Annotated in this window: 22 protein-coding genes; 8 read left to right on the top strand and 14 right to left on the bottom strand. The window is 53.0% G+C overall.

Going from position 1 to position 24,913, the window contains the following annotated elements:
* Positions 1–81: 81 nt before the first annotated feature.
* Positions 82–2,367 (bottom strand): glycogen debranching protein GlgX, encoded by a 2,286-nt coding sequence (gene glgX, locus EVX52_RS04550; protein ID WP_129951321.1) that lies wholly within the window; start codon positions 2,365–2,367, stop codon positions 82–84.
* A 211-nt stretch (positions 2,368–2,578) separates the two neighbouring features.
* Between glgX and EVX52_RS04555 the strand changes: the two genes are divergently transcribed.
* Together EVX52_RS04555 and cbl are read left to right on the top strand one after the other, a co-directional pair.
* Positions 2,579–3,523, top strand: a complete 945-nt coding sequence (locus EVX52_RS04555; RefSeq protein ID WP_129990702.1) for a 2-hydroxyacid dehydrogenase — start codon at positions 2,579–2,581, stop codon at positions 3,521–3,523.
* Positions 3,524–3,719: 196 nt separating this feature from the next.
* On the top strand, positions 3,720–4,673 hold the full coding sequence (gene cbl / locus EVX52_RS04560; protein WP_129951319.1) for an HTH-type transcriptional regulator Cbl: 954 nt from the start codon (positions 3,720–3,722) through the stop codon (positions 4,671–4,673).
* 123 nt (positions 4,674–4,796) lie between these two features.
* Here cbl and EVX52_RS04565 read toward each other — a convergent pair whose 3' ends face one another.
* Entirely contained in the window at positions 4,797–6,740 is a 1,944-nt protein-coding gene (locus EVX52_RS04565; RefSeq protein ID WP_129951318.1) for an exoribonuclease II, read from the bottom strand.
* A gap of 149 nt (positions 6,741–6,889) precedes the next feature.
* The gene (locus tag EVX52_RS04570; protein WP_129951317.1) at positions 6,890–9,196 is read right to left on the bottom strand and encodes an FdhF/YdeP family oxidoreductase; all 2,307 of its coding nucleotides are present in this window, start codon (positions 9,194–9,196) and stop codon (positions 6,890–6,892) included.
* A gap of 459 nt (positions 9,197–9,655) precedes the next feature.
* On the opposite strand from EVX52_RS04570, the gene EVX52_RS04575 reads away from it, so the two are divergent.
* Positions 9,656–10,825 (top strand): serine hydrolase, encoded by a 1,170-nt coding sequence (locus EVX52_RS04575; RefSeq protein ID WP_129951316.1) that lies wholly within the window; start codon positions 9,656–9,658, stop codon positions 10,823–10,825.
* A 265-nt stretch (positions 10,826–11,090) separates the two neighbouring features.
* Entirely contained in the window at positions 11,091–12,350 is a 1,260-nt protein-coding gene (gene oxlT, locus EVX52_RS04580) for an oxalate/formate MFS antiporter (protein WP_129951315.1), read from the top strand.
* Between the two features lie 60 nt (positions 12,351–12,410).
* Here the strand turns inward: oxlT and EVX52_RS04585 are convergent, their stop codons facing one another.
* The 7 genes from EVX52_RS04585 to EVX52_RS04615 all read right to left on the bottom strand — a co-directional run bounded on the left by EVX52_RS04585 (position 12,411) and on the right by EVX52_RS04615 (position 18,247).
* Complete coding sequence (locus tag EVX52_RS04585) at positions 12,411–13,265, bottom strand: pirin family protein (RefSeq protein ID WP_129990703.1); 855 nt, start codon at positions 13,263–13,265, stop codon at positions 12,411–12,413.
* Between the two features lie 135 nt (positions 13,266–13,400).
* Positions 13,401–13,628, bottom strand: coding sequence for a hypothetical protein (locus EVX52_RS04590; protein WP_015697366.1), 228 nt, complete (start codon positions 13,626–13,628; stop codon positions 13,401–13,403).
* 131 nt (positions 13,629–13,759) lie between these two features.
* Entirely contained in the window at positions 13,760–14,458 is a 699-nt protein-coding gene (locus tag EVX52_RS04595) for a DJ-1/PfpI family protein (protein ID WP_129990704.1), read from the bottom strand.
* A gap of 148 nt (positions 14,459–14,606) precedes the next feature.
* On the bottom strand, positions 14,607–15,545 hold the full coding sequence (locus EVX52_RS04600; RefSeq protein ID WP_129990705.1) for an ABC transporter substrate-binding protein: 939 nt from the start codon (positions 15,543–15,545) through the stop codon (positions 14,607–14,609).
* Between the two features lie 9 nt (positions 15,546–15,554).
* Positions 15,555–16,652: an LLM class flavin-dependent oxidoreductase gene (locus EVX52_RS04605; protein WP_129990706.1), complete on the bottom strand. Its 1,098-nt coding sequence runs from the start codon at positions 16,650–16,652 to the stop codon at positions 15,555–15,557.
* Positions 16,653–16,848: 196 nt separating this feature from the next.
* Positions 16,849–17,250 carry a NirD/YgiW/YdeI family stress tolerance protein gene (locus EVX52_RS04610; RefSeq protein WP_165383683.1) on the bottom strand — a complete coding sequence of 134 codons (402 nt, stop codon included), beginning with the start codon at positions 17,248–17,250 and terminating at the stop codon, positions 16,849–16,851.
* 79 nt (positions 17,251–17,329) lie between these two features.
* Positions 17,330–18,247, bottom strand: a complete 918-nt coding sequence (locus EVX52_RS04615) for a LysR family transcriptional regulator (protein ID WP_129990707.1) — start codon at positions 18,245–18,247, stop codon at positions 17,330–17,332.
* A gap of 184 nt (positions 18,248–18,431) precedes the next feature.
* Here EVX52_RS04615 and EVX52_RS04620 point away from each other — a divergent pair, with 184 nt between their 5' ends.
* Together EVX52_RS04620 and EVX52_RS04625 are read left to right on the top strand one after the other, a co-directional pair.
* Complete coding sequence (locus EVX52_RS04620) at positions 18,432–19,037, top strand: cysteine dioxygenase (protein ID WP_129951308.1); 606 nt, start codon at positions 18,432–18,434, stop codon at positions 19,035–19,037.
* The gene (locus EVX52_RS04625) at positions 19,030–20,649 is read left to right on the top strand and encodes a rhodanese-like domain-containing protein (RefSeq protein ID WP_129990708.1); all 1,620 of its coding nucleotides are present in this window, start codon (positions 19,030–19,032) and stop codon (positions 20,647–20,649) included. Before EVX52_RS04620 ends, EVX52_RS04625 begins: the two co-directional genes overlap by 8 nt.
* Before the next feature lie 43 nt (positions 20,650–20,692).
* Here the strand turns inward: EVX52_RS04625 and EVX52_RS04630 are convergent, their stop codons facing one another.
* The 3 genes from EVX52_RS04630 to EVX52_RS04640 form a co-directional block, all read right to left on the bottom strand.
* Positions 20,693–20,959, bottom strand: a complete 267-nt coding sequence (locus EVX52_RS04630; RefSeq protein ID WP_015697358.1) for a DUF3811 domain-containing protein — start codon at positions 20,957–20,959, stop codon at positions 20,693–20,695.
* A 185-nt stretch (positions 20,960–21,144) separates the two neighbouring features.
* On the bottom strand, positions 21,145–21,438 hold the full coding sequence (locus EVX52_RS04635; RefSeq protein WP_129951306.1) for a DUF1161 domain-containing protein: 294 nt from the start codon (positions 21,436–21,438) through the stop codon (positions 21,145–21,147).
* A gap of 52 nt (positions 21,439–21,490) precedes the next feature.
* Positions 21,491–21,859, bottom strand: coding sequence for a DUF1283 family protein (locus EVX52_RS04640; protein ID WP_129951305.1), 369 nt, complete (start codon positions 21,857–21,859; stop codon positions 21,491–21,493).
* A 133-nt stretch (positions 21,860–21,992) separates the two neighbouring features.
* Between EVX52_RS04640 and EVX52_RS04645 the strand changes: the two genes are divergently transcribed.
* Complete coding sequence (locus tag EVX52_RS04645) at positions 21,993–22,319, top strand: YnfA family protein (protein WP_129951304.1); 327 nt, start codon at positions 21,993–21,995, stop codon at positions 22,317–22,319.
* 4 nt (positions 22,320–22,323) lie between these two features.
* Here EVX52_RS04645 and EVX52_RS04650 read toward each other — a convergent pair whose 3' ends face one another.
* Entirely contained in the window at positions 22,324–23,229 is a 906-nt protein-coding gene (locus tag EVX52_RS04650; RefSeq protein ID WP_129951303.1) for a LysR family transcriptional regulator, read from the bottom strand.
* A gap of 310 nt (positions 23,230–23,539) precedes the next feature.
* On the opposite strand from EVX52_RS04650, the gene EVX52_RS04655 reads away from it, so the two are divergent.
* Positions 23,540–24,835, top strand: a complete 1,296-nt coding sequence (locus EVX52_RS04655) for an NCS2 family permease (RefSeq protein ID WP_129990709.1) — start codon at positions 23,540–23,542, stop codon at positions 24,833–24,835.
* Positions 24,836–24,913: the final 78 nt, after the last annotated feature.

Consider the following 24,913-nt stretch of genomic DNA (forward strand, 5'->3'; position numbering starts at 1 on the left):
GAAGGCATGACTGTGCACTTTACGCAGCAGGGCGGCAGGCGCGGCTTCAGATGCTTATTAATCTGAAGCCGCGCCAAAACCTTAGTGTTTCGCGGTGCTGAGCAGCTCGAATAACACCACAGTGCGGGACGTGCAGATGTACTCGCGGCCAAATTCAAAGTTATGCTCGTTGATGTCATCCGGCTGGAAGGTATCGAAAATATGTCGCCAGCTTTCACCATGCGCCACCGAAGGCAACGTGAACACCACGTCTTCATGTGACGCGTTGAACAGTAGCAGTACCGTGCTTAGCGAGCCCTGCCGCACCAGACCGGTCGGCTGGGCACGGCCATCGAGCAACATCGCAATGCATTTGGCATGGGGATCTTTCCAGGCTGCATCGGACATTTCCTGCCCCTGTGGCTGGAACCAGCTCACATCCTTCACTCCCAGTTTTTCATGCAGCGCGCCAGTCAGGAAGCGTCCCCGGTGCAATATCGGGAAGCGTTTACGCAAAGCAATGAGCCGGTAGGTGAATAGCAACAGCGCCTTGCCTTTGTCTCCAATATCCCAGTTTACCCAGGCAATATCCGTGTCCTGACAATAGGCGTTGTTATTTCCGTTCTGCGAGCGGCCAAACTCATCACCCGCAAGCAGCATAGGCGTCCCCTGAGAAAGCAACAACGTCGCCAGCATATTGCGCATTTGCCGCTGTCGCAGTTCATTGATGGCCGGATCGTCAGTCGGGCCTTCCACACCATAGTTCGCGGAAATGTTGTTATCGCTGCCATCTTCGCCGTTTTCGCCATTTGCCTCGTTGTGTTTATTGGCATACGACACCCAGTCATTGAGCGTGAAACCGTCGTGGGCAGTAATGAAATTCACGGAAGCATAAGGCTTGCGGCCCCGGTGATTAAACAAGTCTGCTGAACCGGAAAGTCGTGTAACAAACTGCGCCAGCTGACCTTCATCGCCACGCCAGAATTTACGCACCGTGTCACGGAACCGGTCGTTCCATTCCATCCAGCCTGGCGGGAAGCCGCCCACCTGATATCCGCCGGGGCCACAATCCCAGGGTTCGGCGATCAGTTTACATTGGCTGAGGATAGGATCCTGGCGGCAGGTGTCGAGAAAGCCGCAGCCCTCATCAAAACCATAGCTTTCACGTCCTAGGATGGTTGCCAGATCAAAGCGAAAACCATCGACCTGCATTTCAGTTGCCCAGTATCGCAGCGAGTCGGTGACCATCTGTAATACGCGGGGATGGCTGAGATTGAGCGTATTGCCGGTACCGGTATCGTTTATGTAATAACGCTTATTGTCCGGCATCAGCCGGTAATAGCTGGCGTTGTCGATACCTTTGAAAGACAGCGTCGGACCCAGCTCGTTACCTTCGGCGGTGTGGTTATAAACGACATCCAGAATGACCTCAATGCCTGCGGCATGCAGGGTGGCAATCATCTGTTTGAACTCATTAACGGTTTGCGTCGCCATATATTGCGGATGCGGCGCAAAGAAACTCAGCGTGTTATAGCCCCAGAAATTATGCAGACCATTATCCTGCAAATGCCGGTCATCGGTAAAAGCATGAACAGGCATCAGCTCGACAGACGTGACGCCGAGAGAACGGATATAGTCCACGATATGTGGCGTGCTCATGCCGGAAAACGTGCCGCGCAGATGCTCGGGTACTGCCGGATGGCGCATGGTATAACCGCGGACATGGGTCTCATAAATCAGAGTTTTTTCCCAGGGAATGTGTCTTTTTCGGGAACGGGCCCATGAGAATGCGGGATCAATCACCCGGCATTTAGGCAAAAACGCGGCGCTGTCAGTATTATCAATGTGCAAATCTTTCTTCGGGCTTTGCAGGTCATAGGCGAACAGCGCATCGTCCCATTTCAGTTCGCCGACAATCTGTTTGGCGTAAGGGTCGAGCAGTAACTTGGCGGGATTAAACCGGTGGCCATCGTGCGGCGCATAGGGGCCGTGTACGCGATAGGCATACAGCAGGCCGGGACGGGCATCCGGCAGATAACCGTGCCAGACTTCATCGGTATATTCCGGAAGTTCGATGACATCGTATTGCTCACCGTCTTCGTTAAAAAGACACAGCTCAACCTTGGTGGCGTTAGCTGAAAACAGCGCGAAATTGACGCCCAGTCCGTCCCAGGTCGCACCCAGTGGCACCGGCAATCCTTCGCGTACCCGTGTGGTGTGCCCGGAATCGAAACTGCGAACAATCTCACCATCACTGTAAGGCTCAATAATCCGCACGCCAAACTCATCTACTGCAATATCAACCTGTAAATGTGCCGGAATGGTGCGGGTTTCTTCCGTTGTTACAACAGGCTTACTTATCTTCTTGCTGGATCGGGCCTTTGCCATACTTGACGTCACTCCGTTTCAGGGAAATCTGACAAAAATTGCCGAAGGGGTCGACTGCGTGCATGCAGACGATAACAAGCAGTGTAGACCGGACTTGGTAACTTCTCCTGTAAACCGCCGAAAAGCTGTACAAGGGAAAGCGCATCGTTGATAGTGAAAGCGAAAAAGCTAGCCTGCTAGTGATTGACTGACATTATCCCGAGGAAACTCCATGACCATTGCGTTGCTCAGCCATATTGAACTTGATGCTGACTATCCTGGCCGTTTTGAGGCCGCCGGTTTTTGCCTTTATTTTGCGACCTCGCCTGAACAGCGCGCAAACCTTGATCCGCAGATCGCCCGGCAAATCCGCGGGGTATTAACCATTGGCAGCATCGGATTAAGCGCAACGGAAATGGAGGTGTTACCGGCACTGGAAATCATTTGTGCGCAGGGAGTGGGCTTTGAACATATTGATGTCGCTGCAGCAAGACAACGGGGTATTCATGTCACCAATGGCCCCGGCACCAATAACGCCTCAGTGGCGGACCATACGCTGGCCCTGATGCTGGCTATTACCCGAAGAATTCCCCAATTTGATGCCGCCGTACGCACGGGGGAATGGAAAAAAACGCGCTGGAATACACCGGGAATGGCGGGTAAACGTCTGGGTATTATCGGCCTGGGTAACATCGGTGCATTGATTGCCCGCCGCGCATCAGGCGGATTTGATATGGAGATTGGGTATCACAACCGGCGGCAACAGGAAGACAGCCCGTACCGTTATTTCCTCACGACCACGGATCTGGCTGAATGGGCTGATTATCTGGTGGTGGCGACGCCGGGCGGCAAAAACACTGTCAGGCTGGTGGACGCCGCGGTGCTACATGCGCTGGGGCCTGAAGGTTTTTTGATTAATATCGCGCGGGGAAGCGTGGTGGACAGTGCCGCACTGATTGCCAGCCTGCACAATAATGCCATCGCCGGTGCCGCGCTGGATGTGGTGGACGGTGAGCCGCAGGTTCCGCCGGAAATGTTCACGCTGGATAATCTGGTGCTCACGCCACATGTTGCAGGTCGTTCGCCGGAATCCGTCGAAAACATGCTGACACTGGTTCTGGCAAACCTTGAGGCTCATTTTAGCGGGAAACCGGTCATGACGCCGGTGCCAGAGTAATCTGCGGATTGTTAGCATGTTGCTGAGAGGTTTTAAAACCTGAAAACGCCGGTTACCGGCGTTTTTTACGATCGTCAAAAATCATCGCCTGTCTCCTATAGTCGTAAAAAGCATAAGTAACCGCTTTTTCTTATTTGTCTGGCATAGCAACAGATCGTAACAATAGGGTTTTCGGCAAGCAAAGAGGCAGACTGCGGTGAACTTTCAACAACTCAAAATTATACGGGAATCAGCGCGATGCAATTACAACCTGACAGAAGTATCGAACATGCTGTTCACGTCGCAGTCAGGTGTCAGCCGTCATATCCGCGAGCTGGAAGATGAGCTGGGCGTTGAGATATTTATCCGTCGTGGAAAGCGCTTACTGGGGCTGACTGAGCCGGGTAAAGAGTTGCTGGCAGTCGCCGAGAGAATTCTTAACGAGGCGCAGAATATCCGGCGTCTGGCGGATGTTTTCTCCAAAGAAGACGCGGGTGTGCTGACCATCGCCACCACTCACACTCAGGCACGTTACAGTTTGCCTAAAGTTATCAAAGCCTTCCGTGCGATTTATCCGGGGGTCCGTCTCGAGTTACATCAGGGTTCACCACAGGAAGTGCTGGCAATGTTGCTCAGCGGGCAGGCGGATGTGGCCATCGCCAGTGAAAGGCTGATGAATGATCCGTCAGTCGCCGCATTTCCTTATTACCGCTGGCATCATGCCATCGTGGTACCGCAGGGGCATCCGCTGACGCTGCAACACCCGCTGACGTTACAGCATCTGAGCGAACAGCCTTTGATCACCTATCGTCAGGGTATCACCGGACGTTCCCGTCTTGATGAGGCTTTCAGCCGTGCCGCACTGACCGCTGATATCGTGCTGAGTGCGCAGGATTCTGATGTGATTAAGACATACGTCGAGCTGGGACTGGGCGTAGGGATCCTGGCTGATAAAGCATTTGAAGCCAACCGTGATACCGGTCTTCAGTTGATCAACGCGGAACATTTATTTGAAGCCAATACGGTCTGGCTGGGGCTGAAGAAAGCCCAGTTGCAGAGAAACTACGTCTGGCGATTTATCGAGTTATGTAATCCGGGGCTGTCGGTCAATGAGATTAAAGAGAAGGTGTTTGCAACGGGCGGCGAACCGGTGATTGACTATCAGATCTGAGATAACGGGCTGGCTCCCTGCGAAGGGGGAGGAGCGAACAGAGCACTTTCTCAGCACTGCCGCTTTAGGACATAAAAAAACCGGTCAAATGACCGGTTTTTTATCTTCGCTGAAAGCGAAACCTTAAACTGCCGGTTTGGCAATCACATTCCGGTTTTCCATGCGGACTTCCGCAATGTTCACATCAATGATGTCACTCTGACGATAGGCCACTTCACCTTTGATCAGCACGGTGCCCGTCTCTGCGCTGCAGACCAGCTCATCACGCACACTGTGCAGGAACGGAGCCGGGATAAATGCTACGGCACCGATATCTTGCAGACGGACACGCAGGCCGCCGCGCGTGACATCGATGATCTCGGCGCTGAACTTAACCTCAGTACCGACTTTATCTTCCAGATAACGGGCATACAGCCAGTCACCGACGTCACGTTCGGCCATGCGGTTAGCACGGCGACGTTCTGCCAACTGAAGGGTCATGTCATCCTGAGGTTTTTCAGCAGACTGTTGCAGGATCATCGCTTTCAGCAAACGGTGGTTCACCATATCGCCGTATTTACGGATAGGTGATGTCCAGGTGGCGTAAGCTTCCAGGCCCAGACCGAAGTGCGGCCCTGGTGTGGTGCTGATTTCCGCAAAGGTCTGGAAACGGCGGATGCGGCTGTCAAGGAACTGCGTGGGTAAAGCATCAAGCTTGCGACGCAGTGCGCAGAAACCTGGCAGGGTCAGCAGTTCTTCAGCATTAGCCTCAACGTCATTGGCCTGCAACACGGTGATTGCGTTTTCAACCAGTAACGGGTCAAAACCGGTATGCACGTTGTAAACGCCGAAACCGAGGCTGTCACGCAGGGCAATCGCTGCACAGACGTTGGCGGCAATCATCGATTCTTCAACAATGCGGTTGGCAATACGGCGATGCTCAGCGATGATTTCCAGTACATTGCCTTTCTCACCCAGCACGAAGCGGTAATCAGGACGATCTTTGAACACCAGTGCATGCTCGGTACGCCATGCACTGCGCACGTCACAGACGCGTTTCAGCAGACGGATCTGGGAGGCAATCACATCGCTGGCCGGTTGCCATTCGCTTTTCTCATCCGCTTCCAGCCAGTCAGACACGTCGTCGTACGCCAGCTTGGCTTTTGATTCGATAGTCGCGGCGAAGAAGCGAATGTCGCTGCCCAGTGAGCCATCAGTGCCCACGGTAACAGAACACGCCAGAACCGGACGGCTGACGTCCGGCCACAGTGAACAGATATCATCGGACAATTCGCGCGGCAGCATCGGGATGTTGAAGCCTGGCAAATAGTTGGTGAAGGCGCGTTTTTTCGCAATATTGTCCAGATCGCTGCCTTCGCTGACGTAAGCCGTCGGGTCAGCAATCGCGACAGTCATTTGCAGGGTGCCGTCACCGTTGTCTTTAACATACAGTGCGTCATCCATGTCCTGCGTACTGCCGCTGTCAATAGTGACAAATGGCAGGGCAGTCAGGTCTTCGCGGGTCAGACCTTCATCGCGCAGTTCGGCAATATCCGTTTTTGGCGCTTCACGTTCGAGGTTATGACGGGCCAGCGTCACCCACCACGGCGCAAGTTCGTCGGCCCCGGTCGTGATCCATTCGGTGATTTCAGCCTGGAAACTGTGGTCGCCTTCTTTCAGCGGGTGGCGGCGCATCTCAGCCACACACCAGTCACCGTCGCTCACTTCATGATTGATATTGCGGGCAACGCGGCACTGAATAGCATCACGTAATAAAGGATGATCAGGAATGACAGAAAGGCGGTCATCTTTCTTCGTTACACGGCCAACAAAACGGCTGAGAAAAGGTTCAACCAACTTTTCCGGCTGGACGACTTCACGCTCTTTTTCGGTTTGCAGTGAAGCGATAACGCGATCCCCGTGCATGACTTTTTTCATGTACGGAGGGGGAATGAAATAGCTTTTTTGACCCTCTACTTCAAGAAAGCCAAAGCCTTTCTCAGTGCCTTTCACGATGCCTTCAACACGTGGAGTCTGAGAGTGAAGTTGCTGTTTTAGCTGCGCGAGCAGCGGGTTATCTTGAAACATATCGTCCAGAGAATTGGGGGTTAATGTGGCTCGATTAGCGGCAGACAGTTTTACGCGATCTGGCCCCTTCGGGCAAGCAGCATCTGCCCCTTTCGCCTCATAACCCTGAAGCGAAAGGGGAGATTTGCGCGATGTCTCGCAAGTAACACTTATGCGATACGTTGCAGGTCAACTTTTGGTTGGCAGCGACGGATAGTCACCGGCACAGCTTTCGAGGTCGGGGTGTGGGTCTGATCACCAAAACTGGACATCGGCACCAGCGGGTTGGTTTCCGGATAATAGGCCGCCAGGTTACCGCGTGGAATATCATAGCTGACCAGTTTGAAACCTGTGACTTTACGCTCAATACCGTCATTCCACAGCGTTTCGATTTCTACCAGTTCGCCGTCTTGCAGGCCGAGATCCGCCAGATCCTGCGGGTGGATAAACAGCACCTCACGCTGACCGTAAACGCCACGGTAACGGTCATCAAGGCCGTAAATGGTGGTGTTATATTGGTCGTGTGAACGTAACGTTTGCAGGGTGAACGGTGCATTCCGGTCGCCCATCGGAATCAACACTTCTGGCAACGGTGATGCACTGAAATTCGCCTTACCGCTCAGGGTGTTGAATTTCAGTTCTGCTGCCGCATTACCGAGATAGAAACCGCCTTTAATATCGCAGCGCGCATTGAAATCTTTGAAACCCGGAATGGTGGCTTCAATATGATCACGGATCAGATTGTAATCGTCAGCCAGCGCCATCCAGTCAAGGTATTTATCACCCAGAACGGCATTGGCGATACCGCAGACAATTGCCGTTTCCGAACGCTGCTCTTTGGATAACGGGATCCCCACACCTTCGGAGGCATGGACCATGCTGAAGGAGTCTTCAACCGTGATAAATTGCGAACCGGTTGCCTGCATATCCAGCTCGGTACGGCCCAGCGTTGGCAGAATCAGCGCTTCTGCGCCGGGTGTCAGGTGCGTACGGTTTAGTTTGGTGCTGATCTGAACTGACAGTTCCAGATTGCTCAGCGCCTGTTCGGTACGTGGCGTATCCGGTGCCGCCGCCGCCAGATTACCCCCGAGGCAGATCAGGACCTTGGCTTCTTTACGCAGCATGGCTTCCAGTGCTTCAACCGTGTTGTGCCCCGGTACACGCGGTGGCGTGAATTTGAAGTGGCTTTCCATCGCATCCAGCAGGGCGGCTGGCGCTTTTTCATCGATACCCATGGTGCGGTTACCCTGCACATTGCTGTGACCGCGAACCGGACACAAACCGGCGCCAGGCTTGCCAAGCTGACCAAACAACAGTTGCAGGTTGGTGATTTCACGCACGGTCGGTACGGAGTGTTTATGTTGCGTCACACCCATTGCCCAGGTACAAATCACACGTTCTGCATTCATATAAATAGATGCCGCTTCGCGCAAGTCCTGTTCGCTCAGACCTGACTGTCCAGTGATTTTTTCCCAGCTGGTGGCATCGACCACAGCCAGATACTCATCGACACCGGCACAGTGGGCTGCGATAAATTCTTCATCAAACAGGGAAGGCTGGCCGGAAGCAATACGTTCGCGGTGAGTCTGCAATAGCGCTTTAACCATTCCGCGTACGGCGGCCATATCACCGCCAAGGTTTGGCTGATAATAGGCTGCGCTGATGCGACCGGCTTTCGGTGTCACCACTTCCAGCGGTTTTTGCGGATCAGCGAAACGCTCCAGACCCCGTTCACGCAGGGTGTTAAAACTGACCACTTTTGCACCACGGTCGGACGCATGACGCAGGCTGTGCAGCATACGCGGGTGGTTAGTGCCCGGATTCTGACCGAAGACGAAAATCGCATCGGCTTTCTCAAAATCATCCAGGCGGATGGTGCCTTTACCGACGCCGATACTTTGTTTCAGACCAACACCACTGGCTTCGTGGCACATGTTTGAGCAGTCAGGGAAGTTGTTCGTCCCGAACATTCGGCCGAACACCTGATACAAATAAGAGGCTTCGTTACTCGCACGACCGGAGGTGTAGAAATCCGCCTGATCCGGGCTTTCCAGTCCATTCAGATGACTGGCGATCAGTGAGAATGCGGCATCCCAGCTGATAGGTTCGTAATGGTCGGTGGTGCGGTTATAACGCATCGGATGGGTCAGACGACCCTGATATTCGAGGAAGTAATCGCTCTGCGCACGCAGTTTGCTCACACTGTGTTGAGCGAAGAATTCGGGTTCAACGGCTTTACGGGTGGCTTCCCAACTGACGGCTTTCGCACCGTTTTCGCAGAAGCTGAAAGTACTGTGATTATCATCCCCCCAGGCACAACCCGGGCAGTCAAAACCTCGACCTTTGTTAACACGCATCAGGTTACGTAAGTTTGAAAGGACTTTCTTACTGTCGAAGACGAAACGGGTGGTTGATTCAAGTGCACCCCAACCGCCGGCCGCGCCGTGGTAGGGTTTGATCTCAGTTTTGAATTTCATAGTTATGCTTCGCAGGTGGTTTTTGTTTTGTCTGTGAACAAACCGGATGATGAATTGTTATCCGGATTGTTAATTTTATGTCACAAGTTTAGGAGGGGCATGCAAGAACGTCTAATCGAATGCTGTGATGGAGCGATAGAAATCCTCTATCGCAATAAAATATCGGGGAATAACGGAAATTCCCTGAAAGAAAAGGGGTTCATCCCTGTATTTGATCTGTTATGAAAACAGCGTGTTGCGATAACAAAACCTGATTGCAGCGGCGGATGAGGTTTTTGGTGAAAATTAACGCAAGTTGTAACAGAACCGTTTCACTATGAAATGGTTAGCAAAAGACTAAGGGTTTTTCTGACGGGGGTTTTAGTGCAACCTATGCCGCAGATTTTTATCCCATAGGTTTTTGATATATTGCCCCGTCTGTTAATAGATCGGCAATATGGCGCGTTTAAGGAAGATTCAGTGAAACGTAGTGTAATGAGTGTTTTATCTTGTGTATTGATGTTCTCCGCAGGCAGTGCGAAAGCTATCGCACCACTGGATTTCCCTGTCGTGCCACCGAGCATTGACGCAGCGTCTTTTGTGCTGATGGATTATGCCAGTGGTGATGTGCTGGCCGCCGGCAATCCGGATGAACGCCGTAACCCGGCCAGTCTGACCAAACTGATGACCGGTTATGTCATTGACCGCGCGTTAGATCATAAAAAAATCACCATGGATGACGTGGTGACCGTTCCGCAGGAAGCCTGGGTCGCCGGTAATAAAAGTCTGGCCGGTTCCTCACTGATGTTCCTCAAGCCGGGCGACCATGTCACCGTACGTGACCTGATCCGTGGCATTATCATTACTTCTGGTAATGACGCCTGCGTAGCCATGGCTGATTACGTGGCGGGCAGCCAGGATTCATTCGTAGGAATGATGAATCAGTACGTGGTCAGCATGGGCCTGACCAATACCCATTTCGAGACGGTACATGGCCTGGACGCGCCGGGGCAGTACACCACCTCTTACGATCTGGCGAAACTTTCCCGCGCCATTATCGGCGGGGAACCCGAGGAATATCATATGTATGCCGAGAAGTCGCTGACATATGACAACATCACTCAGCAAAACCGTAACGGACTTTTGTGGGATAAAAACCTGCAGGTGGATGGCCTGAAAACGGGTCACACCGAAAGCGCCGGTTTCAACATTATTGCCTCTGCAACACAGGGTGACCGCCGTCTGATCGCTGTTGTGATGGGGGGTAAAAGTGCAAAAGGGCGCGAAGAACAGGCGCGCAAACTGCTGACCTGGGGTTTCCGCGAATACACCAGTAAACAGATTTTCAAAGCTGATCAGACCGTTTCCAACGAACACGTGTGGTTCGGTGCGAATTCACAGGTCAAAGTCGGTTCCCTGAGTGATGTGTTTATCAGTGTGCCGCAGGCCGATGCCGATAAACTGAAAGCCCAGTATGTGCTGAGTAATCCGCAAATTGACGCACCGCTGAAGAAAGGCCAGGCGCTCGGCAGTATCAATATCGTGGATAACGGCAAAGTCATCAAAACCGTGCCGCTGGTAGCGCTGGAAGATGTTGCCCAGGGCGGGATCATCAGCCGTGCGATTGATTATGTGAAACTGAAAATCTAAGTGCTGTCCCGCTTGTCAAAACGCAAACAAAACGCAAAAAGAGCCTGCCCGAAAAGCAGGCTCTTTTTTTGCACCTGCTGCACCACAGGTGAACATTCTGCAAGACCGGCGTGACATCTTTATGACTGTCGGTCGGACAGGGCAGGTGTAATTACCTGAAAAACCTATCGAATCAATGTGGCATGTTTGTTGCTGAGAACTTATTTCTTGCTAGCAATGTTAAAAATCTTTGGCTGGCGTTGACAGGAAATAAGGGAGACGACGAATGACAACATTGAATATGCCCATGACAATCGCGGCTGGCGCACGGTGGCGGCAGTTAGTGCTGGGGCTGATTTGCATGGCGGCGATTTCCAGTCCGCAATATGTCTGGACTCTGCTGACTAAACCGCTCGCGCTTAAACTGGGGGTTCCGCTGGCAGAGTTACAGGTTACGTTCTCGCTACTGATTATTCTGCAGACCTTCTTTTCTCCTTTTCAGGGCAGCCTGATTGAACGTTTTGGCCCGCGGAAACTGATTTCAATCGGCACGCTGTTATCAGGGTTCAGTTGGGTACTGGCCTCACAAGTCAGCAGCATTGCCGGCCTTTATCTGGTCTATGGCTGCATCGGCGGACTGGGTACCGGCATTGTTTATGTCGGTGTCGTCGGGTTGATGGTGCGCTGGTTCCCGCATAAACGTGGCTTTGCGGCGGGAATGGTGGCAGCCGGATACGGCATGGGGGCAATTCTGACCACGTTCCCGGTTTCGACGTCACTGACCAGTCGCGGGCTGGAAAGTACGTTGATTGTCTTTGGCGTTATTTTCGCTGTCATTGGTTTTTTGGCCAGCCAGGGATTACGGCTGCCGCCGTCGCTCAGCGAGCGTCAGGATGTGCCGGTCATGGTTACGGAAGGCAAACAGTACCGTCCGAAACAAATGCTCAGGCAGCCCCTGTTCTGGCTGATGTTTTTCATGATGGCGATGATGTCGACTTCAGGGCTGATGGTTACATCGCAAATGGCGGTGTTTGCCCATGATTTTGGTATCACGGAGGCGGTGGTGTTTGGCATGGCTGCATTGCCGCTCGCACTGACCATTGACCGTTTTACCAACGGGCTGACACGTCCGCTTTTCGGTTTTATTTCGGATAAATTTGGTCGTGAGCAGACGATGTTTATCGCATTTGCGCTGGAAGGCTGTGCGATGATTTTATGGCTGATGTGCCGCGACAATGCTGTCTTGTTTGTTCTGCTCTCCGGTGTGGTGTTTTTTGGCTGGGGAGAAATTTTTTCCTTGTTCCCGTCAACGCTGACCGACACCTTTGGCAGTCAGAATGCCACAGCCAATTATGGCTGGTTGTATATGTCGCAGGGCATAGGATCCATTTTTGGCGGCCCGCTTGCGGCACTGATTTACCAGCACACGGGAGGGTGGAACGTTGTATTCACCTGTGCCATCACGCTGGATTTTGTCACGGCCATTCTGGCACTCTGGGTACTGAAACCCTGGCGCGCCCGTTTTATGCAGGCAGCCCGTGACTGAATAACCTTAAACAGCAAAAAGGCACCCTTTCGGTGCCTTTTTGCTGTTTATACTTTCCTGTCATAACTTCACATCAAATTTCCCGGCCTGATAATCCAGAATTGCCTGGTTAATTTCCTGTGTGGTGTTCATCACAAACGGCCCGTGTGACACCACCGGTTCATTGATTTTATCGGCATGGCCGAACAGGAACGTAGCGTCATCTTTTGCAGTAATGATGACGCGATCTTCATTGTTATCCAGCTCAATCAGATGCCAGGCTTGCGCCTCGTCACCCTCAATCGTCAGGCGGCCTTTCACGGTATACAGAAACACCTGTCGCGCAGCGGGTGCCGGTAAGGTCACTTCACTTCCCGCTGTCATTTCTACCGTCATCATGGTTACGCCGGTGAGTGATGCGATCGGGCCGGTGACGCCTGCTACGCTGCCGGAAATCAGATTGACCGTACCCTGACCTTTGCTCAGCGGGATCTGCGGGATTTCGTTTGCCTGTAAACCAACATAGCCCGGTGCTGTCATTTTCAAACGTGAAGGGAGATTAATCCACAGTTGCAGGATTTCCAGTTCGCCACCGCTACGTTTAAACGATTCCGGAGACAGTTCAGAATGGATCAGGCCGGAACCGGCTGTCATCCATTGCACACCGCCGGGGCCGATAATACTTTCATGACCACCGGTATCGCTGTGTGCCAGCTCACCACGGAGAATAAAGGTCACGGTTTCAAACCCGCGGTGCGGATGCGGACCAAACGGCAGACCGAGATTATCCGGCGCATACACCTGCGGACCGTGATGATTGAGAAACAGGAAAGGGTCGAGTTGTTCGAGCTGCGGTCCGGGGACTGGCCGGCGGGTTTGCAGATCACGAATATCATCGCGATAAGCTTTATATTGCTGAACAATTTTGCGGGTCATGGTGATGCTCCGGGAAAACATTGGGCTTTTTACGAAGACTAGCGAGGTTTTATGATGTTGTCACAGATGAATGTTAATAAGCTGTAATTCAGGAGAGCTCTGAGGGGCGACCGGCTCACGGACGCCCCGGAAACTTCAGAATACTTTGGATGAAAAATCAGTTTTCACTTCGCTTTCGATATAAGTATTTAATCCCCAGCCAGCACGCGCCAGTTCCTTCATCTTTTCAAGATGTTCAGGGCCGGGATGACGGATGTCATAAAGATAAACGTGATTATTTTTAAAGCGGACTTTAATCGAATTGGCATCAATCTGGAAGCTGACAACCTGTGAATCACCGCTTTTGTTGGCGTAATTTTCCATGCTGCATCCTGTTAGCTAAGCCTGATTTCGGGCGACATCCTCTATTAACCACGTCCGGGCTTTACTTGCAGGGCGACAGTTCACAGTTTATCCAACTCGCTGAAAACTTAGCGTATCTGTGTATGAATAAACTAGCCTTTGGGTAATTTAAGCCCTGCGGCGGCTGTCGCGAGGCGCCTTGTCTCAATAAAGGAGGCCATGTTTTTTTTGGCCTGCTCAACGTGTTTCGCGGATGCAACACGGGGAGAACCTGATAAAAAGGGCGGTTCAGGGTCGTATTCCATTTGCAACTGAATACCTTGCGCTATGTCGTTGCCATAAATATCGGCAATGACATTTAAAGCGAAATCTATGCCTGATGTTACTCCCGCACCGGTAATCCTGTTGCGATCCCTGACCACGCGTTCATTCACGGGCTCGGCACCGAGTAAGGTAAGTTGGTCAAGCGAAGCCCAGTGGGACGTGGCTTTGTACCCCTGTAACAGGCCAGCTGCGCCAAGCACAAGAGAACCTGTGCATACGGAAGTCACCAGCCGGGCATTTTCACTTTTATGGCGAATAAAAGTGAGCGTCTCATCATCGGACATCAGTTTTATCTGGCCGGGCCCACCGGGGATGCAGATGACATCCAGTTCAGGGCAATTTTCAAATGTATGCGTAGGTAAAATACGCATGCCCCGGTCAGACGTCACGGGATCCGACGTTTTCCAGATAAGATGGATTTTGGCCCCCGGTGCTCTGGCGAAGACTTCAAACGGCCCCGTCAGATCCAATTGTGTAAGTTGCGGAAACAAAAGCATGCCGATTGATAAAGCCGGAAAGTCGCTCATTTACTGCTCCCTGTTTGCCGGACATCTGAGGTCAGATTGACAAAGAAAGTGATTAAGCAGAGTAGTCAATTAACATCCGGATGACTACATATCCCTCCCCGATTTTTCGGGGAGGGATGCAACAGGCAGTTGTCATGCTTCTTTGCGATTATTTCAGCAGAAACGAGTGATCAAAGGTACCGGCGACGTTCAGGGCGACGGGCAATAATCCCTGCGCATGATAGAAATCCGCCGTTTGCTGTTGCTGCGTCTCGGTCGTGGCATCTATTGGTTGCCAGTAGGACTGACGGCGCTCGAACCCAAGCTTCGCGGCCTCCAGCGGGAAACCGATGATTTTCGCCAGTTTTTCGCTGTACGTATCCAGATTTTTATACGCCCATACCTGCGCATCACTCAGACGTTGCAGATAATCAGCGATGGCCTCGCGTTTAGCCTTTTCTTTCAGCGCCGTATCCGTCGCAGCAAGGAAGCTGTTACCCGACCACAAACCGCGACCATTGACTAAAACACGCAGGTGATCCTGCGTTTCTGCGAATGCAGTGTAGGGCTCCCAGGTCGCCCAGACATCCACAGAACCTTGCGTCAGCGCCAGCTTCGCATCACTGGGTGGCAGGAAGCGGAACGTGACGTCTTTGGCGCTCAGTCCGGCAGAGGCGAGGGCTTTCAGCGCAACGAAGTGGCCTATGGAACCGCGGTTGGTCGCGATACTTTTGCCTTTCAGATCCGCCGCACTTTTGAGCGGGCTGTCTGGTTTTACCAGCAGCGCGGTGCCGTAGGCGTCTGACTTATCCACGGCGATGGCTTTCACTTGCGCACCTGCGGCTTGCGCAAATAACAGCGGCGCATCGCCGATAATACCCACATCCACCGCCTGCGCATTCAGCGCTTCTGCCAGCGGTGCGGCGGCCGGGAACTCTGACCATTCAATCTTATACGGCAGATTTTCCAGCTTATTCGCCGCTTCCAGCTGTGCCCGCATGTTGCCTTTCTGATCGGCGACCCGCAGGGTAATTTGTCCGGCACTGGCAGCAAACACGGCGCCGGTCAGCGTGACCAGCAGAAAAAGATTTCTCACATTCAGTCGCATCGGGGTTCCTTAACTCAGTGCGGTAACGGCGGTATGTTGTCGGGCTTCACGGGTAGCGATTTTCTGCTTCGTCAGCGGGATCAGGCTTTTGCCGTATTCGACGGCGTCGTTAAGGGGATCAAAGCCGCGGATCAGGAAAGTGGTAATGCCCAGATCGTAATATTTGAGCAGTGCATCGGAAACCTGTTCCGGCGTGCCGACCAGGGCCGTAGAGTTGGAACCGCCGCCAATCAGCCCGGCGATGCCAGTCCACAGGCAGGAATCCAGACGGTCACCCTGCGCGACGGCATTGAGTAAACGCTGAGCACCCACACTTTGTGGTTTAGCTGCCAGCGTCTGACCTTTTTCAGCCTGCTGGGCTGTTGCTTTCGCAAGGATTTCATCGGCTTTCGCCCAGGCTTCTTCCTCTGTTTTACCCAGGATCGGGCGGAAGGAAATACTGAAGTTGATCGCCCGGTTGTGTTTTGCCGCTGAGGCTTTCACGGCTTCCACCGTTTCTGCGGCACTGGCCAGTGGCTCTCCCCATAACGCAAACACGTCGGCCTGTTTGCCCGCCACGCGGATGGCATCATCGGAAGATCCGCCGAAAAATACCGGCAGTTTTTTCTGATAAGGTTTAATGGCGGAGAAAGCATTTTCCGCCTGATAAAACTCGCCCTGATGATCAAAACCGGTTTCTGAATACCAGCTCTGTTTCAGCACATCGATATATTCATCCGTGCGCTGATAGCGGCCGGACTTCGCCACGAAATCGCCGTCACGACGTTGTTCCGCATCGCTGCCACCGCTGATAATGTGCACCGCCACGCGGCCATCCAGCAGATGATCGAGGGTCGCCAGCTTTCGCGCAGCCAGCGTCGGTGCGACAAAGCCCGGGCGATGAGCGAGAAGGAAATGAATGCGGGATGTACTGGCCCCGGCATGCGCGGTGACCAGAAAAGCATCGGGCTGGTCGGAGGCATAAGCCACCAGAATACGGTCAAAACCGGCATCTTCATGGGCTTTGGCGAAATCAGAAATGTATTTTTTATCGAAAATGGGACCGGTCGGCGGGATGATTTCAGAAGCCAGACGGTGTCCGATCATACCAATAAATTGCACGCTCATAGGCTGTCACTCCTCGTGATGAGGCCAGCGGATGACATTCTGCGCTGGCAGGAGTTATCACCATAAACGGCAACTTACTATGTGAGAAATTCATTATCTTCATAAGCTAATATGAAAAATGTGCATCACCGGGGCGGGGGAGTGACACCCCGGCTGGCCTTAAGGCCAGTCCGGGGAGGCAGGCATACAGAAACGGTTATTGTTTGCGTAAATGCTCAGCATTCAGCACTATTTCGTGCCCTTTCTTTTCGGTGCGTCCGCTTAAACTCACCAAATCCGCAGGGGTAATTTCCTGACCTTCCCAGGCTGATTTCTTAATAAACACATTCATCGTGCCGGTTTTATCACGGAAAATATACGTATCTTCACCGGTCTTTTTAATTAAATATCCTTCAATCGTCACCCAGTTGAGCGACTGTGTTTTCTGGATATTGGCAACATTATTCTCATGGGCATCCTGCGTGCCACGCTTACCGCTGTCCTGTTTTTGCTGAGGCGGGGGCGTGTCGTCACTTTTAAATCCGCCACCGGTATCGGCCATAGCCTGTGTATTAATAGCGAATGCGGCCAGCAAAATAATAATCCATGATTTCATCATCAGTTTCCTCTGCTTATTTCCAGTAATAAAAAGCATGGCAGAAAATAACTATTTTGCCCGCAAACGGGGATGTTCCAGATTATTCCCCAAAACTGTTCGCGCTGTGCAGCGGTAAATCCAGCCCGTGAGCAATTGCCGCCGCAAACGCATCTATTGCCGGTACCTGACTTGCAGGAACGTTGGGATAAATCAGCCACAACTGGCTGCGGGGGGCGAAATCTTTCAGCGCATACAATGTCAGTTCCGGACGTAGTGCATGTTTTTCAACCAGTGCGCGTGGCATCAGACCGAGGCCGCGCCCTTCGGCGATAAGGGATAACTGTAAGGTAGTGCCAAATGCCTCAAGGTTAATGAGCAAAGGTAAACCCTGTTCTGTCAGCGCGCGTTGCAGGGCGGCACGGAAACCACAACCCTGCGGATTGAGGATCCACCCGTGCTGATAACAATCTTCCAGACGTTGTGGTTCAGCCTGTGTGGCTTTCGGGCCGACAACCACTAAATCGACAGTGCCGAGCGGCTGGCTTTCGACACCCTCCGGGAATTGCTTACTGGCGGGGAACAGCACGACCGCCGCTTCCAGTTCCTGCTGCTGTACCCGTAACAACAACTCTTCGCCCCAGCCACTGGAAAGTCGTGGCTGGATTTCCGAAAACTGTGCAGACAGGGTTTTCAGGGCGGGTAACAGACTGCTTTCACTCAGACTTTGTGGCACGGCCAGACGCAGAAGTCCCGACGGCGGGCTGTCGGCGGCCACCAAATCACTGAGCGCATCCACTTCACGTAAAATATGCCGGCATTGCTGATAAACACGGTTGCCCATCAGCGTCGGTTTCAGGGGCTTGGTCTGGCGGTTGAGCAGCGCAATACCCAGCGATTCCTCAAAATTTTGTACCCGACGGGTAATTGCCGGCTGGGTCAGCCCCAGCTCATCAGCAGCCAGCCGGGTCGATTGCAGGCGGATAACAGCAACGAAAGCAGTCAGGTCTTCAATTTTCATGGGCACTCAGTGTCAGGATTAGTCATAACGTATCCGGGCAGAATAAAACAATTTTATGCAGGAAGCTGGATCCCGATGCACATTTTTATGTGTGATTTGCATATTAGCTTATCCATAAAATGAATTTTGGTTGCATCTGCCCGGTGCTAGCCTGTGAAGAAAATCATGAGACAGGAGCAAAGCGATGACCCCTTTACAGCTCGCGCCGCTGAGAGAGTTTCTGGCGGATTTCACCCGGCTGGTACAGGAACCGCATGAGCAGACGCAAATACTCGCGCAGGGAAGCCATCTGCTGGGCAGGCTAATCCGTGAGGATAACTGGTTGCCGCATGAGTTTGCGCAGCCGCATCCCGGGCATTATCAGCAATATCTGTTGTATGCCGATCCCTTGTCGCGCTTTTCCGTAGTGAGTTTTGTCTGGGGTCCGGGGCAGAAAACACCGGTACATGACCATCGCGTCTGGGGGTTGATAGGAATGCTGCGCGGCGCAGAAGTCAGCCAGAATTTTATCCGCCACCCGGATGGTACCCTGCAGCCCGAAGGAAACGCGGTGACGCTGCAACCGGGGGATGTGGAAAAAATCGCGCCAGATCAGCTGGATATCCACCAGGTCAGCAATTTTTATCAGGACCAGGTATCGGTCAGCATTCATGTTTATGGCGGTAATATCGGCGCGGTATCACGGGCGGTTTACCTGCCAGACGGCACAGAGAAAACCTTTATTTCCGGCTATTCCAGCCCGCATCTTCCCAATATCTGGGACCTGTCAAAAGAGAAAAATCATGTCTGATTCAAATTCGCTGCCTTTACGTCACTTTTCCGAACTCCGCGAAGCCCTGCTCGCCGGTCAGGAGGTGGCGCTGGTTGACCTGCGTGAGGAAGCGGCATTTGCCACCGGGCATCCGCTGTTTGCCGCTAACCTGGCCCTGTCTAAACTGGAACTTGAGGTGCAGGATCGCATTCCCAACCGCCATACACCGGTCACGCTGTATGATAACGGCGAGTTTTATAATGTGCAGCGCGGTGAGCGTAAAACTGTGCGGGCGGCTCAATTACTCAAATCGCTGGGGTATCAGGATATCGCGTTGCTGGCTGGCGATCTGGCGGGCTGGAAAGAGGCGGGCGGTGAGATATTTACGGATGTGAATGCGCCCAGCAAAGCCTTCGGGGAATGGGTTGAACATCACTACCGCACACCGTCACTGAGCGCGGAGCAGGTGCTGGCGTTGCAACAGCAGGGCGCCAATATTGCCGTACTGGATGTGCGCCGGTTTGATGAATTTCAGGTGATGAGTATTCCGGGCGGTGTGAGCGTGCCGGGAGGCGAACTTGTGCTGCGCCTGAAAGATGTGGTGCCTGATGAAAACACACACGTGATCGTTAATTGTGCGGGGCGTACCCGCAGCATTATCGGTGCTCAGTCACTGATTAATGCCGGATTTACGCAGCCGGTGTCTGCACTGCGTAACGGGACAATTGGCTGGACACTGGCGCGACAGAAGCTGTCTCATCTGCAACATACCCAGTTTCCTGCGCTGACTGAAACCTCCCGCAGATTCGCCTTAAAAGGCGCACAGACACTGGCTTTACGCGCAGGCGTGCGTTCAGTGACGCTGTCACAAATACGTGACTGGCAACGAGATGAGACACGCACGTTATACGTGTTTGATGTGCGTACGGCAGAAGAATTTCGTGCCGGGCACCTGGCCGGGGCGCGTCACGTTCCGGGCGGCCAGCTGGTTCAGGAAACCGATCACTACGCCAGCGTTCGCGGCGCACGTGTGGTGCTGGTGGATAATGATGGTGTGCGTGCACACATGGCGGCTTCGTGGCTGGCACAGATGAACTGGGAAGTGTATGTCGCGGAAGTTCAGCCCGAAGATCTGACTGAACAGGGCGACTGGAAATCCCGGGTTGCACCTGCACGGGCAGTGGAATCCATCAAACCGGAGCAACTGTTGGGCTGGCTGAGTGAGGGCAATACCGGCGTTATCGATCTCACGACCAGCGCGAATTTCCGTAACCGGCGCATACCGGGAGCAGTCTGGACCACGCGGGGGAATATCCCGCAGATTATCGCCTTACAGCCGGAGAAAGAACGTTGGGTTGTCACTTGCACCAGCGGTTTACTCGCACGTTACGCTGTCACGGAATTGGCTGAATTAACCGGCAAACCGGTTTACTTACTGGAAAGAGGCACGGTGGGCTGGATTGATCAGGGGCTGCTGCTCGAACGCGGTGATTCTGTTTATCTGAGCGATGCGCAGGACAGGTATCGTCGTCCATATGAAGGCACGGATGTCAGCCCGCAAGCGATGCAGGATTATCTGGACTGGGAATACGGGCTGGTCGGGCAGTTAGAAAAAGACGGAACGCATGGTTTCAGATTACCGGAAGCCTGAGGCTGAGGCCTCTGCGTGATGAACGCAGAGGTTCAGTTAGTTTTTAACGGCGACCGCGCGGATGCGTGCGGGCTGTCCAGTCGTATGTTGCAGAGGTGCTTGGAACGGCTTTATTACGGCGCTTTTCGGCACGCGCTTTCGCAGCGACTTTTTCTTTTTCTGCCATCAATGTATCGATGTAGTCATCTTTAATCCGGTTATTTTCCGAATTCGTCAGCTCACGGCCCTGTGCTTTACGGGCTTTATCCAGCAGAGTTTTCAGCTCACGCTGTTCGCTTTCCGTCATATCTTGTTGGGTCAGTCTTTTCATTTTTACTGCATCCTGTGAGGAAAGTGGCTACCAGTGTAGTCGAAATGACCGCGGGAGTCGCTGCAACATTTTGGGTTGCCACCTAAACACCCCCTGTTGCTGCGCGGTGGCCTCCCACCGGGTTACTCATCCCGATCAAACCCTCACTGCAAGTGAAAAGCCGTCCCGTCATATCCGGTCTGAGATCACTGTGAATCCTGGCTCGTCCCGGTCTTAGGACTGGCTGCTGAATTATCACCTGCGTCTGCAGTTTTGGTATAAACAATCTTCTGACTGTCATTACCGCAGTGACCAACCACCTGACCACCGGCCTGATCGGCCTGATCATTGGGCACGATATCCAGTTTAAATCCTGATTCAGGCAAACCGTTTGCCACGATTTTCTGGGTAATGTCCGCTTTCACGCTTTCACAGGAAGCCTGTGCTACCAGCGGTGCGAGCATAACGACAGCCAGAGCCGCCAGAAGTGTCTTTTTCATCATTCATTCCTTTTATGAAAACCAGTGTACTTATGAGTCTAGCAGACAGGATTTACGGAGCCAGTAACTGACGGCCGGTACGGCGATCAAGACAGCGCTCGGTGTTCGGTTCCCAGTACGCATTGATGTTCTGGCTGGCTTCACACTTGTCACGCAGATCAATTGAATTATCGTATTTGGAGAAATCTTTCTCGTTACGCTGGTTTTTCATGGCCCGCAGGCGCTGAGTTTCATTCCATTGCTCTTTGCTCTGACGTGCTTCTTCGTTGGTCATGGCATCATTGCCGGTTCCGCCAAAGACACAGGTTCCCCCCGCACAGTTGGTGGCCGCGAGCGCAGGCGCCTGCCAGCCGGCGGTCATGACCAGCAAAGCCACCGGCAGTACACTGCGGGTCAGTCGGGTTATAAACGTTGTATTCATTAGCTCATCCTTTTATATAGACATATCGCTCAGGCGAATCCCTAAATTATAACATCCGGCTGAATGACGTCACCTTTTGCCTGTAAACTGGTTGATATCCTATTGAACTACGGACTGTAAACCTGGCCCTGTTATGCTCAAAACATCTTTACTGTTCTTTGCGACTGCGCTGGCAGAAATTATCGGCTGCTTTTTACCTTATCTCTGGCTGAGGAAAGGGGGAAGTATGCTGCTGTTATTGCCTGCGGCGGTCAGTCTGGCAGCCTTTGTCTGGCTGCTGACACTGCATCCTGCGGCCAGCGGCAGGGTGTATGCAGCTTACGGCGGTGTTTATGTCATGACCGCCATGCTGTGGTTGCGCTTTGTCGATGGCATGAAGCTCAGCACCACCGACTGGCTGGGCGCTTTGGTCGCCCTGGCGGGGATGCTGATCATTATTTCAGGCTGGAAACCATCCTGAAGCGTTAATGCGACAATCTTTCCATCAGCACAATCACTTTCTGAATCACAATCTGTGCCGCACGGGATAACTGGCGGCGTGGCGCAACACACAGCGCCAGTGTCAGCGGTTTGGCACTGCGACCCTGCAGCGGCACAAACGCCAGCCGCTTTTCCTGTAAATCCGGCAATACGTCTAACAAACTCAGTACGCCGACACCGGCCCCTTTACGGATAAGTTCGCGCATCATGCGCACGTCATTGCAGACGATCGACGGCGTTTCCAGTAGCTGATAACGGTTATACAGCAATCTGGCGCGGGCATTCACCATCAGCGGCTCAGAGGGAATGATCTGCCGGTAAGCGGCAATATCACTGAACGACAAGGATTCCTGCTGCGACAGTTTATGTCCGACCGGCATCGCGATGCCGATGGGTAATTCCGCAAAAGCGCGCACTTCCAGCCCGGTATGCTCGACGGGGTCAAGCAACAGTCCAAAATCCACTTCCGCTGAACTGACCTGTTCACTGATATTCCGGCTGTCTTCGATGCGGATATCAAAAGTCAGATAAGGGTGCTCTGCACCCACATCGGCAATCAGCTCCGCCACCATGCCTTCACTGAGTGCGGCAATCATGGATATGGTGACATGCCCACGCCGCAGCCCCTGGATTTCATCAAAACGTTCGCGTGTGCGGGAAAACTCTTTCCGCCAGCGGCGGATGTCATCAAATAAAATTTCGCCTGCTGACGTCAGTTTCAGGCCCGTGGGTAAGCGCTCGAACAGCGGAGTTTCCAGCGTTTGTTCAGCCTGCAGGATTTGCCGGTTGATGGCCGATGCTGAGACGTGCAGCACTTCTGCCGCTTTGCGCAAACTTCCTGTTCGGGCGACTTCGGTAAAATATTGCGAAAAACGGGAGAATGGGGACATGGGTGTACTAATTTATGCAGTGAATAAGTGAGATAACTATTATGGACTGCATCACTCATTTTTCCTAGATTGTGCGATGCCCCTTTGTAAAACAATCACCTCAGGTTGTTTTACAGGCAAAGCGGGCAATGACAGGGTTCGTCAAAACACGTTTAAGCTCGCGTGCCTTATTCCACGGGATAATTGTGGGACGAATTGTGGCGTTCGTTCTGCTGTCGCGCGTGCGTGTTTTGAAAAACAACACTAATAACAAGCGTGCATTTTTGATCACCAGACTGAAAGTGATCACGCGACCAAGAGATTCTTTCTCATGTTAGAAAAACTATTTAAGTTAAAAGCTCACCGTACTAACGTGCGGACTGAGATTGTGGCCGGACTGACGACATTTTTAGCAATGGCCTATATTCTGTTTGTTAACCCGTCTATTTTGGGCGCGACGGGGATGGATAAAGGCTCGGTTTTCGTGGCAACTTGTCTTGCTGCCGCAATCGGTTCCGCACTGATGGGCTTTATTGCCAACTACCCGATCGCACTGGCACCGGGCATGGGGTTAAATGCCTTTTTCACCTACACCGTGGTTCTGCATATGGGTTACACCTGGCAGATCGCGCTGGGTGCTGTTTTCCTTTCAGCCTGTATTTTCTTCGCATTATCGATTTTTAAAATCCGCGAATGGATTATCCGCAGTATTCCGCTGCCTCTGCGCTCGGCCATTGCGGCGGGTATCGGTCTATTCCTCGCGCTGATTGCGCTGGAAAACGCCGGTATCGTGATCGCGAACCCAGCAACACTGGTGGGTCTGGGCGATCTGACCAAGCCGGGTCCGTTGTTTGCGATGCTGGGCTTCGTTCTGATTGTGGTGCTGGAAGCCCGTAAAATCACCGGCGCGGTGTTGATCGGCGTGCTGGCCGTGACTGTTCTGGCCATTGTGCTCGGCTACTCACCGTTCGGCGGCGTGATGTCGATGCCACCTTCGATCGCGCCAACCTTCATGCAACTGGACATCAAAGGCGCGTTTAACGTTTCTCTGATAAGCGTGGTGTTTGCCTTCCTGTTCGTGGATGTGTTCGACAACTCCGGCACCCTGATTGGCGTGACCAAACGTGCCGGTCTGGCCGACGAAGATGGCAACATCCCTAAAATGGGCCGTGCACTGGTGGCGGACAGCGCGGCTGCATTGTTCGGTTCACTGCTCGGAACTTCAACGACCACCAGTTACATCGAATCAGCGGCAGGCGTAAGCGCAGGCGGCCGTACCGGTCTGACGGCGATTGTTGTCGCAATCCTGTTCCTGCTGAGCCTGTTCTTCGCTCCGCTGGCGGGTAGCGTTCCGGCCTTTGCAACGGCTCCGGCTCTGCTGTTCATCGCGGTGCTGATGACGTCCGGCCTGGCTGAAATTGACTGGAAAGACATCACCGTGGCAGCGCCGGTCACCGTGACTGCGCTGACCATGCCGTTCACGTATTCCATCGCCAACGGCATCGCGTTTGGCTTCATCACCTGGACGCTGGCAAAACTGCTGACCGGCCGTGCACGTGAACTGAACGCAGCGCTTATCGTCTTGTCGATTCTGTTCGTGATTAAACTGGGCTGGCTGAGCGCGTAATCGTTACGTCAGTCATCAGCAGAAAAGGGGGCGCGGGCAGTATAGCCGCGCCTTTTTTGCAGGCACTGATAACGTGCA

The sequence above is a fragment of the Rahnella sp. CFA14(1/10) genome (genome assembly GCF_004195095.1).
Taxonomy (GTDB): domain Bacteria; phylum Pseudomonadota; class Gammaproteobacteria; order Enterobacterales; family Enterobacteriaceae; genus Rahnella; species Rahnella perminowiae.